Raw genomic sequence first — 11,067 nt, forward strand, 5'->3', positions numbered from 1 at the left:
GAAAACAATAAGGCAACACGGCGCGTGGCGCCATAATTTATTCACTGAATCCGGAATCATGAAATGAACCGAGTCACCAAGGCGGTATTCCCCGTTGCCGGTCTGGGCACGCGTTTTTTGCCGGTCACGAAAGCGAGCCCCAAGGAAATGCTGCCGATCGTCGACAAGCCCCTTATCCAGTACGCCGCGGAAGAAGCGATCGCGGCCGGCATTGATGAACTCATATTCGTGACCGGGCGCAACAAGCGTTCCATCGAGGACCACTTCGACAAGGCCTACGAGCTTGAGGCGGAACTCAAGGCCGACGGAAAGAAAGATCTGCTGGACATGGTGCAGAATGTATTGCCGAACAGGACATCTTGCGTGTACATCCGGCAAACCGAGGCGCTCGGTCTGGGGCATGCGGTGCTGTGCGCCAAGCAGGTGGTGGGAGACGACCCGTTCGCCGTCATACTCGCCGACGACCTCATTAGCGGCGAACCGGGCGTTCTCAGGCAAATGGTGGATCTGTATCGGTCGACTCAGTGTTCCGTCATTGGGGTGCAGAATGTCGCGCGTGAAGAGACGCATAGGTACGGAATCGTGAAAGCGAAATGTTCGGGACCGCGGATTCATACCGTAGAGGGCATTGTGGAAAAACCATCCCCGGAGCAAGCCCCGTCCACGCTGGCGGTTGTCGGCCGCTATATCCTGACACCGCGAATTTTCGATTTGCTTGAGAACGTCGTGCCTGGCGCGGGTGGTGAAATCCAGCTAACCGACGGCATTGCCGCGTTGTTATCCCATGAGAAAGTGCTGGCTTACGAGTTCATCGGAAAACGCTTCGATTGCGGCAGCAAATTCGGCTACCTGCAGGCGACCGTGGAATATGCGCTGACGCATCCCGAGCTTAAAGACAAGTTCTTAGCCTATCTTAAAGGCCTTAAACTTTGACATTTATCGAGTCTGCGTCAAGGCAATGACGTAGCTTCTCCCTTCCTGATTAGTGACAGCATCACAAGTAGCCTTGCATGACAAAGGGCAATATAATCCACGCAGGCAGGTGAATCGTTAACTCTGATTTTTGTCAGTGCTCAGGAGAACCGCATGCCCGACAAACTGATGATTGTGATGGTCAATACGGATCCATCGGATCCTTCCGAGCTGGGCGCGCCGTTCTTCCAGGCGACGGTCGCCGCGGCGATGGAATACGAGGTGGAAGTTATCCTGACCGGACGGGCCGGTGAACTGGCGATTCGGGGCGTGGCGGAAAAACTGCGGGTACAGGAGGGCAGCCCGAAGTCGGTTTACGATTTCATCAAGGACGCTCACGAAGCGGGCGTGAAATTCAAGGTGTGCACACCCACGCTCGAGCTGTGGGGCAACGAGCTCATCCCTGAAATCGAGGAGACCGTGGGTGGCGCCTACGTGATCAGCCAGGCGATGGATGAGGACGTTGTCACGTTCACTTATTAATCATTCGAAAAATAAAACGATCTAACGTTGAATCCGATCAGTGCGCAGCAGGCGTGGGAAGTTCTCCAGCAGGCGGATCGCCTGTACTCCCCTGAGCAGGTGGAGTCGGCGCTCGCCGGCATGGCTTCGCGCATTAGCCAGACGCTCGCCGGCACCGACCCATTGCTCGTGTGCGTCATGACCGGCGGAGTCGTTCCCTTCGGCCGGCTGCTGACCCAGCTCCAGTTCCCTCTCCAGATCGACTACATCCATGCCACGCGTTACGGCAAGCAATTGCAGGGCGGTCAGCTTCAGTGGCTGTCCGGACCGCATCAGGACCCGCGCGGTCGGGTGGTGCTGCTTGTCGATGACATTCTGGACGAGGGCACGACGCTGGCCGGTATCGAATCGCGCTATCGCGCCGACGGCGCGCGCGAGGTTTACAAGGCGGTCCTGGTGGTGAAAAAGCGCCAACGTTTGTATGACGTGAAGGTCGAATTTACCGGACTCGATGTGCCCAACCGTTATGTGTTCGGTTGCGGCATGGATTACAAAGGTTATCTGCGTAATGTCCCGGGAATCTACGCCGAGGCGGAAGTGTGATTAGGCAAGACGAACGAGCGCAGCGAGTAGGGCTACTAGTCATACATCAAGACGAACGAGCGGAGCGAGTAGGGCTACATTTATGACAACCGTGGCCATCATTGGCGGCAGCGGCCTGACCAACCTCAAAAACCTGCACATCACACGGCGCGAGGTGATCCGTACGCCCTTTGGCGAACCGTCCGCGCCCATGGTGTTCGGCCAACTGGGTGGGCGCGAGGCGGTGTTTCTGCCGCGTCATGGACCCGGTCACACGATTCCGCCGCACGAGGTCAATTACCGCGCCAACATCTGGGCTCTCAAGCAAACCGGCGTGACGAAAGTCATTGCCGTCAACGCCGTGGGCGGCATTTCCCCGGATTTCCTGGCGCCGGGGACTCTGGTCATTCCCGACCAGATCATCGATTACACGTATGGACGCGCCCATACTTTTTTCGGAAGCGAACACAAACAGGTCACGCACGTGGATTTTACCTATCCCTATTGCGATGAACTGCGGAAAGTCCTGATCGAGGCGGCAAAACGCGCCAAACTTCACGCCCGCGGGCATGGAACCTACGGCGCCACCCAGGGCCCTCGCTTTGAAACCACCGCGGAAATTCTGCGCATGGAACGCAATGGAGCGGATATCGTCGGCATGACCGGGATGCCGGAGGCCGGGCTCGCGCGCGAACTCGAACTCTGTTACGCCTCGATCAGCGTCGTGGTAAACCCCGCGGCGGGAAAGAGCAAAGCGACCATCAGTCTCAAGGAAATTGAAAAGAATTTGGAGACGGGCATGGCCAGCGTCCGTACCTTGCTGGAGCAGACCATTCCCCTGATTGTCAGGGCCTGATCAATTCGCCTTGACCGGAGAGACGCGCACCAGTGCGCCGAATTTCGGATGGTCGAAGTAATACGTTTCCGACGATTTAACGCGCCGCGCCTCGGTCAGCCGATACGCTGGCGTGATCTGTCCCGCCCCCCCTGACATTCCCCCGCTTACCGTTTCACGCAGCGTAAGATTGACATCCAGGAGCAGGAAGCGGCTCGAATAAAACCGCAGCGCCCCGTCCAGCGCGCCGTCGGCACTTCCGACCTTCACCGGCTTCGAAACCGATTTGGCCTCGGCGCTTTGTTGCCAGCGCAGATGCGCCAGGACATGGTGCCGGCCGGAGCTTTCTAGCGCGGCCGCCGTCGCCGACAGGGCGGAATCCGCGGCCGGCTTCTCCCCGATCCTGACCGCATCGTTCATGTCCGCGGTGGCGGATTTGTCCGGATCGCGCGCCCAGAGTTCGCCGCCTTCCAGGTCGGGGAGCCGGTTTTCAAACACAACCACTTCGATTTCATAGACATTGGTGGATGGCGCCGCGGCATACGCACGCATGCCCGGCACGGATATCAGTATAAAAATTAGGAGAAGCCGCTTCACATGTTTTCCTCGCGCTGAATTTTTAATAGTATCTCTTATTCCCTGGGCAATATCGAGGGTGGAAAATGGCCGTCCGGCGTGTTCTCAAGATGGGCGATCCGCTGTTGTACCGGAAAGCCGAACCGGTGAAGGGCTTCAATACCCCGGAACTCGACGCGCTGATCGCCGACATGTTCGACACCATGGCGGCTCTGAACGGCGCCGGTCTGGCCGCGCCGCAAATCGGCGTGTCGCAGCGCGTGGCCATCTTCAGTGTCGAATCGAATCCGCGCTATCCTGACGTTGAACCCGTGCCGACCACGGTGCTGATCAACCCGCTCCTGACACCAATCGGCGACGAGATGGAAGAGGGCTGGGAGGGTTGTCTCAGCGTTCCTGGCCTGCGCGGACTGGTAACGCGCCATAAAAGCTTGCGCTACACCGGCTTCGACCAGCACGGAACGCCCCTCGATCGCACGGTTTCCGGTTTCCATGCCCGCGTCGTGCAGCATGAATGCGATCACCTCGACGGCATTCTGTATCCCATGCGTCTGCGGGATATCCGCCTGCTGGGTTTCGAGGACGCGCTGTTTCAGGAACTCTAGGGAAGGTCTGAATAAGTCCTCCGTTCGTGGTGAGCCCGTCGAAACATGAACGGAGGATGGCGTTGAATCAATGCCTTGCGCCGTTCACCCTTCGACAAGCTCAGACCGAACGGCGAGTCGAAGGGCTCAGGGCGAACGGCACTTGTTCAGAGCTTCCCTAGAGAATCACTATGGAGTCAGCGGCGACTGGCGGCCTTTGCTTCGGGCGCAAGTGCTTCGAGAAACCGGCGGATCGCCGTGATCCGCGCTTCCACGTCCGGCATGTCCCCCAGTATCCGCAGGCGGTTCGGTCCGTCGAGCTTGTAGGTTTTCGGCGCGGACTGCAGCAGGCGCAGAATTATGCCGGGGTCGACATCCGGCTTGTCGATGAATTCGATGCGCATGCCACGCGGGCCGGCATCGATTTTCCTGATGCCCAGCGGCGTCGTCAGAATCTTGAGTTCGGTCGCCCGGAACAACAATTGCCCGGCTTCGGGCGGCACGCCGAAGCGGTCGATGATTTCCTCCTTGAGTTCCTGCAAAGCGTCGAGCGCTTTGACGGAGGAGATGCGCTTGTAAAGAATCAGGCGCATGTGCACGTCCGGGAGATAATTTTCGGGAAACAGCGCCGGCGCGTGCAAATTGATTTCCGTCCCGCTGTGCAGCGACGTGTCCGTCTCCGGCAACCGCCCCGCCTGCAGTGATTGTACCGCGCGGTTGAGCAGTTCCGAGTACAGCGTAAACCCCACCTCGTCGATCATCCCGCTCTGGGTTTCACCCAGCAGTTCACCCGCGCCGCGGATCTCGAGATCGTGCGAGGCGAGGGTGAAACCCGCCCCGAGTTCCTCCAGCGATTCGATCGCCTCCAATCGCTTGCGCGCGTCCTCGGTTAGCGCGCGCAAATCTGGCACCAGCAGATAGGCGTAGGCACGGTGATGCGAGCGCCCGACACGTCCGCGCAGCTGATGCAGCTGTGCCAGCCCGAACTTGTCGGCGCGCTCGATGATGATGGTATTGGCGCTCGGCACGTCGATCCCCGATTCGATGATGGTGGAACACACCAGGACGTTGAAGCGCTGGTGGTAGAAGTCGAGCATGATGCGTTCCAGTTCGCGCTCCGGCATCTGGCCATGCGCGATGCGAATGTCCGCTTCCGGCAGGAGTTCGTGGAGTTCGCGCGCGGCCCTGTCGATCGTCCGCACCTCGTTGTGCAGGTAATAAACCTGGCCGCCGCGGCGGATTTCGCGCAGGCAGGCCTCGCGAATCACCGAGCGGTTCACCTCGCTGATGAAGGTTTTGACCGACAGGCGCCCTTCCGGGGCGGTGGTGATCAGGGAGATGTCGCGCAGCCCGGACAGCGACAGGTTCAGGGTGCGCGGGATGGGGGTGGCGGTCATGGCCAGAATGTCCGCTTCGCTGCGCAGTTTTTTCAGACGCTCCTTCTGGCGCACGCCGAAGCGGTGTTCTTCGTCGATGATGACGAGCCCGAGACGCTTGAAGCGTACGTCTTCCTGCAGCAGGCGATGGGTGCCGATGATGACATCCACCGATCCGTCGGCGAGCGCCGTCAGCACCTTGCGCTGATCGGCCGGGCTTCGAAAGCGCGACAACAGCTCGATGCGGAACGGCAGGCCGGCGAAGCGGTCCTGGAAGTTCTGGAAATGCTGCTGTGCGAGCAGGGTGGTCGGGACCAGCACCACGACCTGCGCCTTGCCCATGACCGCGAGAAAGGTCGCGCGTATCGCTACTTCCGTCTTGCCGAAACCCACGTCACCGCACACCAACCGGTCCATGGGCTTGGTGGATTGCATGTCAAGCAAGACCTCTTGAATGGCCCGCTCCTGATCGGGAGTTTCCTCGAAGGGAAAGGCACCGGCGAAGGATTGATAATGTTCGTCCGGAAGCGGGAAGGCATGTCCCTGACGCGCCGCGCGCAGCGCGTAGATCTCGAGCAATTCCGCGGCCGCGTCGTGTGCCTTGGCGAGCGCGCGGCGTTTGGCTTTTTCCCAGGCCTCGCCGCCGAGCTTGTGCAGTGGCGCCTGTTCCGGGTCGGTGCCGGTGTAGCGGCTGATGAGGTGCAGCGACAACACCGGGATATAGAGCTTGTCGCCGTCGGCGTATTCGAGCGCGAGAAACTCCGCCGGGCCATCGCCGATATCCAGCGTCTGTAAGCCGAGATAACGCCCCACGCCATGGTCCTCGTGCACCACCGGATCGCCGATCTTGAGTTCCGCGAGACTGCGGATGATCGCTGCCGGCTCGCGTTCTCCGCGCACGCGGCGGCGGCGTTGCGCGGCGCGCTCGCCGTAGAGTTGCGCCTCGGTGATGACCGCGATGCCGGGTTCCTTGAGGAGCAGGCCTTTTTCCAGATCGGCTACCGTCAGCCCGAGTTTTGTGTCGCCCTGGAGAAAGGCATGCCAGCCGGAGACATCCTCCGGGGGGTGACGATGTTCCTGCAACAGACCCCTCAGCGTCTCGCGCCGGCCGGCGGATTCCGCGACAACCAGGATGCGTCCTGGAAAATCACGCAGGTACTGGAACAGCGTGTCATAAGGCGCGTCGGATTTGTGATCGACGGGTAGGCTGGCCGGCGGGCGCGTGCCATAGGCGATCGTTTTCTTGTTTTCCCGTTCCCGTTCCTGCTCCGTGGACGAAATTTCTTCCGTGGTGAATTCCAGCAACTCCACCTGCGGCCATGCCTTCAGGCCTGAAACGAATTCATCCTTCGTGATGAAAATTTCCGAGGGTTCCAGCAGCGGACGTTCGATGTCGTGGCGCATCTCGCTGTAGCGTTGCATAGTTTCCTGCTGAAATTTTCCGGCGGTTTCGCTAACGCCGGCCTCCATGAGGCACAGCGTGTCGGCCGGGAGATAGTCGAAGATCGTCGCCATGCCTGAGAAAAACAGCGGCAGATAATATTCGGCCCCGGACGGGCTGATGCCCTTGCTGATGTCGCGGTAGAGCGGGACCTTTTGCGGGTCGCCTTCGAAGCGTGCGCGGAAGGTCTGACGGAATTTCTGGATGGCCTCTTCGGTCATCGGAAACTCGCGCGCCGGCAGCAGCTGGATGACCTTCATGGTTTTGCCGGAACGCTGTGTCGCGGGGTCGAATTCGCGGATAGAATCCACCTGATCGCCGAAGAGGTCGATGCGGTAGGGTTGATGACTGCCTGCCGGGAACAAATCAATGAGTCCGCCGCGGACGGCGAACTCGCCGGCCTCCATGACCTGTGACACGTTGTGGTAATTGGCGTGAATCAATTGCTCGCGCAACTGCTGAATGTCGAGCCGGTCGCCGAGCTTGAGCAGGAAACTGTGCCCGGTCACGAAATCCCTCGGCGGCAGGCGGTGGAGCAGCGTGGACACGGAAGCCAGTACCACGCCTTGCGTCAGGCCCGGAAGACGGTAGAGCGTCTCCAGACGCTGGGAAATGATGTCCTGGTGTGGCGAGAACACATCGTAGGGCAGGCTCTCCCAGTCCGGCAGGGGCAGGATGGGCAGGTCGCTGGAGTAGAAACGGATCTCGTCTTCCAGTCGCTGGGCGGAGAAGCTGCTGACGGTAATAATCAGCAGCGGCCCGTGGCGGTCTGCGGCGGCCGACGCGATGGCCAGACCGCGCCCGCTGCCGGCCAGTCCACTCCAGGCGTAGCTCTCCCCGGGATGCGTGGGCAGAATCGGCTTAAGTGGCGAATCCAAATGTGTTTCTGATGCTATGGGTCCATGGCTCCTGCCGGCCAGGCGGCAAGGCTGGTTATTCTATCCTATGTCGCCGCCGGGGTGCCCCCACATGTAATTCCAAAAAGTCTTGTCATAGGAGGGAGTTACAGGCATAATCTAATCCATATCAATAATAGTTGGCTCTAAGTTAACATAAATCATTGCTACACAACCCAGGAGAATGGCTGAATGGCGACGAAACGTCCGCGCTTTAAGGTTGGTGATACGGTTTTTTATCCTTCCGCAGGTGTTGGCGTAATTCTGGCCGTCGAAGATATCTACCATTCCGGCCAGGTCGAGTCCTGTTTCGTCATCCGCATCCAGGATACCCAGATGACCGTCAAGGTGCCGCGCTCCAATCTGGAGCGCAGCGGCATCCGTCCGCTGCTCGACGGCAAGAAACTCAAGGAACTGTTCAAGATCCTGTCCGCCAAGAGCAAGCGGCGCGTCACCGGCGGCAACTGGGCTGAGCGCTGCAAGGACATCGAGCGCCGCATCAACTCCGGCTCGTGCCTGGAACTGGGCGAAGTGGTGCGCGATCTGACACGCTGGAAAAAACAGTCCGGGCTTTCCTTCGAGGAGTCCATGCTGCTCGAGACGGCGAACAGCTATCTCGCGCGCGAAGTCGCCGCGATACAGGGTATCGCCACGGAAGCCGCCAAGGACCGCATCCTCAGTTACATCCAAGAACACGCCTGATCCTTCAGGCCGTAATTCGCATTACGTCCAGACGAACGCAGTAGGGCGACGCTTATTATGACCAGACGAACGAAGTAGGGCGACATTCGTGACCGGCGCTGACGGAATCTGGGCTCTCGTACCGGCGGGCGGTCGGGGCCTGCGCATGCAGGCGCCATTACCCAAGCAATATCTTCCCCTTCTCGGTCGTCCCGTCATCCTGCACACGCTCGAACGCCTGTGTACGCATCCGCGCGTGCGCGGCGTCGTGGTGGGTATCTCCGATCAGGACCGTCACTGGCAGGCGCTGATCCCCATGCTCGCGGATCTCCCGAAGTTCCTCGGAAAATACTCTGGAGGCGAGACCCGCGCGCATACCGTGCTAAACGGCCTCAAGGCATTGAGCAAGCACGCCAGGTCCGAAGATTGGGTACTGGTGCATGATGCCGTACGGCCATGCCTGCGTCATGAAGACGTCGACCAACTGATTTCCATTGTGACGGGCGGACAATCAAAGAAATCCCCTCTCCCCCTGAAAGGGGGAGAGGGTAAGGGTGAGGGGGTCGAAGGTGGCCTCCTCGCATTCCCGGTTTCCGATACGGTCAAGCGTGTGGATAATGAAAGCCGCGTGGTTGAAACAATCCGGCGCGAAGGGTTATGGCGCGCTGCCACGCCGCAGATGTTTCGCATTGGCGCATTGGTGAGCGCTTTGGAAAGCGCCCAGAAACTGAGGCGTGAAATCACGGACGAAGCCTCGGCTATCGAAGGTGCCGGAGGACATCCGCGCGTGGTCGCCTGTCACGCGGACAACATCAAGGTCACGTTGCCGGAGGACTTGGCGCTGGCCGAGTTATATTTGAAGCAACAGCAGGGGAAGGCATGATACGCATCGGTCATGGTTACGACGTGCATCCGTTGGTCGCCGGGCGCGATCTGATTCTTGGTGGCGTAAAAATTCCGCATAGCAAGGGACTGCACGGCCATTCCGACGCCGACGTTCTCATTCATGCTATCTGCGATGCCTGCCTCGGCGCCGCCGGGCTCGGCGACATCGGCCGGCATTTTCCCGACACCGACGCGCAGTACAAGAACATCGACAGCCGCAAGCTGCTGCGCAAAGTCAAAGAAGCCATAGCCGAGCGCGGCTGGAAAATATCGAATGTCGACAGCACCATCGTTGCCCAGGCCCCGCGTATCGCTCCACATCTGCCGCAGATGATTCAAAATATTTCTGCTGATCTCGGCATTTCTCAGGAGAGCGTGAACATCAAGGCCACGACCACGGAAAAGCTGGGTTTTGCCGGGCGGGAAGAGGGCATTGCCGCACACGCGGTGGTTCTATTAGAGGGCTAGAAAATAAGGCTTGGGCATGGGATATTTTAGAAAATATTGTTCTCTGAACCCGGTTTTTCCAAAATGAGTTTTGTAATGTGATAAGAGCCATTCAGATTACAACCAGTGCAATCTTATGCTCGTGCATTTATGGTTGTGTTGTTGCTACTACGAATCTTGTTAGCAGCGCCAGCATCGAGATAAGTCAAGCCAGCATAAGCAAGGTTGGCAAACTAAAAATTGCCGGCATTGTAATCATTATTCGGCCCGCAAACGCAATCTTTACCGGGATGAAACAAGGAATAATTATTCCTACCTTTACTACCGAAAGGTTCGACCCAAAGAATTACCGTTTTCCCTCTTTTTATTATAAAAACAGCTCCTTAGATACTCGTGATCCTTTCATCGTAGAAATATTGTTCTCAACCGGTGACCATGAAGCGATGTTTAGCCCAATAGGGTTAATGCTTCAAGATGAGAAAGGCCATAAGAGTAACCCAGTGAGTTTCTACAGTCTTCGGCCACGATATTCCACCACCGTGGGGCTTAATCCGGTAACACCTCTCTGTAAACTTCCAGATATACATCCAGGTATACAATCGATGCATATAGATTATCCGTCGTTGTCGTCATACGAGAGTAAGTCGTCTAATCCGGTGCATCTCGCAAAGGATAAGCTCTATTGCTTTGAGGTAAAGTTTGACATCCCTCCGGTAGACCCACGTTCAGTTTTCACAATCGCGGTAAATGACTTCAATGTTGATGGACAGAAGATCTCTGTGCCACTTATTACATATGCGCCCGATACTTATACGGAAAAACTGCATTAAGCTAAGTGGAAGTATACTGGGTTAAGCTCAATCCCACGGGCAACTGGTCAAGCTAGGTACGTAGGTTTCTTACCTTGGCAGGTAATAAATCAAGCCCGCTTCAACAACACATACACTGCCCCCGTCCCACCGTCGTTGGGACGGGCGGAGCAGAAGGCGAGCACTTCGCCTTTCTGGCGCAGCCAGGAATTGACCTTTCCCTTCAGCACCGGCAGTTTGCCTTCCGAGCTATTTCCCTTGCCGTGAATGATGCGCACCACGCGCTTGTCCTGGTCGCGGGCGTTCTTGAGAAAACTATTCACCGCCTCACGCGCCTGGACGACCGTGGCGCCGTGCAGGTCGAGCTCGGCTTCGATGGCGTATTGGCCGCGGCGTAATTTTCGGATGACGCTGTGTTGCAGGCCAGGGCGGGTGTAGAGCAGTTCGTCGCCGGTCTCGATATCGGCAGGTTCGTATTCGTCGGACAGCAGGCTGTCCATGACTTCGCGCTGATCGCGCAG

General features: G+C 58.3%; 12 protein-coding genes. 9 read left to right on the forward strand and 3 right to left on the reverse strand.

Going from position 1 to position 11,067, the window contains the following annotated elements:
- The first annotated feature begins 63 nt into the window (after positions 1–63).
- The 4 genes from galU (at position 64) to ACC569_RS07055 (ending at position 2,872) form a co-directional block, all read left to right on the forward strand.
- The gene (gene galU, locus ACC569_RS07040; RefSeq protein ID WP_372522796.1) at positions 64–933 is read left to right on the forward strand and encodes a UTP--glucose-1-phosphate uridylyltransferase GalU; all 870 of its coding nucleotides are present in this window, start codon (positions 64–66) and stop codon (positions 931–933) included.
- A gap of 153 nt (positions 934–1,086) precedes the next feature.
- Entirely contained in the window at positions 1,087–1,455 is a 369-nt protein-coding gene (locus ACC569_RS07045; RefSeq protein WP_372522797.1) for a DsrE/DsrF/DrsH-like family protein, read from the forward strand.
- 27 nt (positions 1,456–1,482) lie between these two features.
- Complete coding sequence (locus tag ACC569_RS07050; RefSeq protein ID WP_372522798.1) at positions 1,483–2,037, forward strand: hypoxanthine-guanine phosphoribosyltransferase; 555 nt, start codon at positions 1,483–1,485, stop codon at positions 2,035–2,037.
- 82 nt (positions 2,038–2,119) lie between these two features.
- Positions 2,120–2,872: an S-methyl-5'-thioinosine phosphorylase gene (locus ACC569_RS07055; protein WP_372522799.1), complete on the forward strand. Its 753-nt coding sequence runs from the start codon at positions 2,120–2,122 to the stop codon at positions 2,870–2,872.
- Here ACC569_RS07055 and ACC569_RS07060 read toward each other — a convergent pair whose 3' ends face one another.
- Entirely contained in the window at positions 2,873–3,448 is a 576-nt protein-coding gene (locus ACC569_RS07060) for a CsiV family protein (RefSeq protein ID WP_372522800.1), read from the reverse strand. It abuts the gene before it with no gap.
- Between the two features lie 65 nt (positions 3,449–3,513).
- Here ACC569_RS07060 and def point away from each other — a divergent pair, with 65 nt between their 5' ends.
- On the forward strand, positions 3,514–4,032 hold the full coding sequence (gene def, locus ACC569_RS07065; protein ID WP_372522801.1) for a peptide deformylase: 519 nt from the start codon (positions 3,514–3,516) through the stop codon (positions 4,030–4,032).
- A gap of 176 nt (positions 4,033–4,208) precedes the next feature.
- Here the strand turns inward: def and mfd are convergent, their stop codons facing one another.
- Positions 4,209–7,706, reverse strand: coding sequence for a transcription-repair coupling factor (gene mfd, locus ACC569_RS07070; protein ID WP_372522802.1), 3,498 nt, complete (start codon positions 7,704–7,706; stop codon positions 4,209–4,211).
- Between the two features lie 210 nt (positions 7,707–7,916).
- Between mfd and ACC569_RS07075 the strand changes: the two genes are divergently transcribed.
- The 4 genes from ACC569_RS07075 to ACC569_RS07090 all read left to right on the forward strand — a co-directional run bounded on the left by ACC569_RS07075 (position 7,917) and on the right by ACC569_RS07090 (position 10,567).
- A complete protein-coding gene (locus ACC569_RS07075) occupies positions 7,917–8,426 on the forward strand; it encodes a CarD family transcriptional regulator (RefSeq protein WP_372522803.1) in 510 nt (169 codons plus the stop codon).
- A gap of 88 nt (positions 8,427–8,514) precedes the next feature.
- Positions 8,515–9,288 carry a 2-C-methyl-D-erythritol 4-phosphate cytidylyltransferase gene (locus tag ACC569_RS07080; protein WP_372522804.1) on the forward strand — a complete coding sequence of 258 codons (774 nt, stop codon included), beginning with the start codon at positions 8,515–8,517 and terminating at the stop codon, positions 9,286–9,288.
- Positions 9,285–9,758 (forward strand): 2-C-methyl-D-erythritol 2,4-cyclodiphosphate synthase, encoded by a 474-nt coding sequence (ispF, locus tag ACC569_RS07085; protein ID WP_372522805.1) that lies wholly within the window; start codon positions 9,285–9,287, stop codon positions 9,756–9,758. Before ACC569_RS07080 ends, ispF begins: the two co-directional genes overlap by 4 nt.
- A gap of 77 nt (positions 9,759–9,835) precedes the next feature.
- On the forward strand, positions 9,836–10,567 hold the full coding sequence (locus tag ACC569_RS07090) for a hypothetical protein (protein ID WP_372522806.1): 732 nt from the start codon (positions 9,836–9,838) through the stop codon (positions 10,565–10,567).
- Positions 10,568–10,656: 89 nt separating this feature from the next.
- On the opposite strand, the gene ACC569_RS07095 is transcribed toward ACC569_RS07090, so the two are convergent.
- Positions 10,657–11,067: Smr/MutS family protein (locus ACC569_RS07095; RefSeq protein WP_372522807.1), on the reverse strand; the 411-nt coding region annotated here is incomplete at its 5' end.

Source organism: Sulfuricaulis sp. (genome assembly GCF_041499725.1).
Lineage (GTDB): Bacteria > Pseudomonadota > Gammaproteobacteria > Acidiferrobacterales > Sulfurifustaceae > Sulfuricaulis.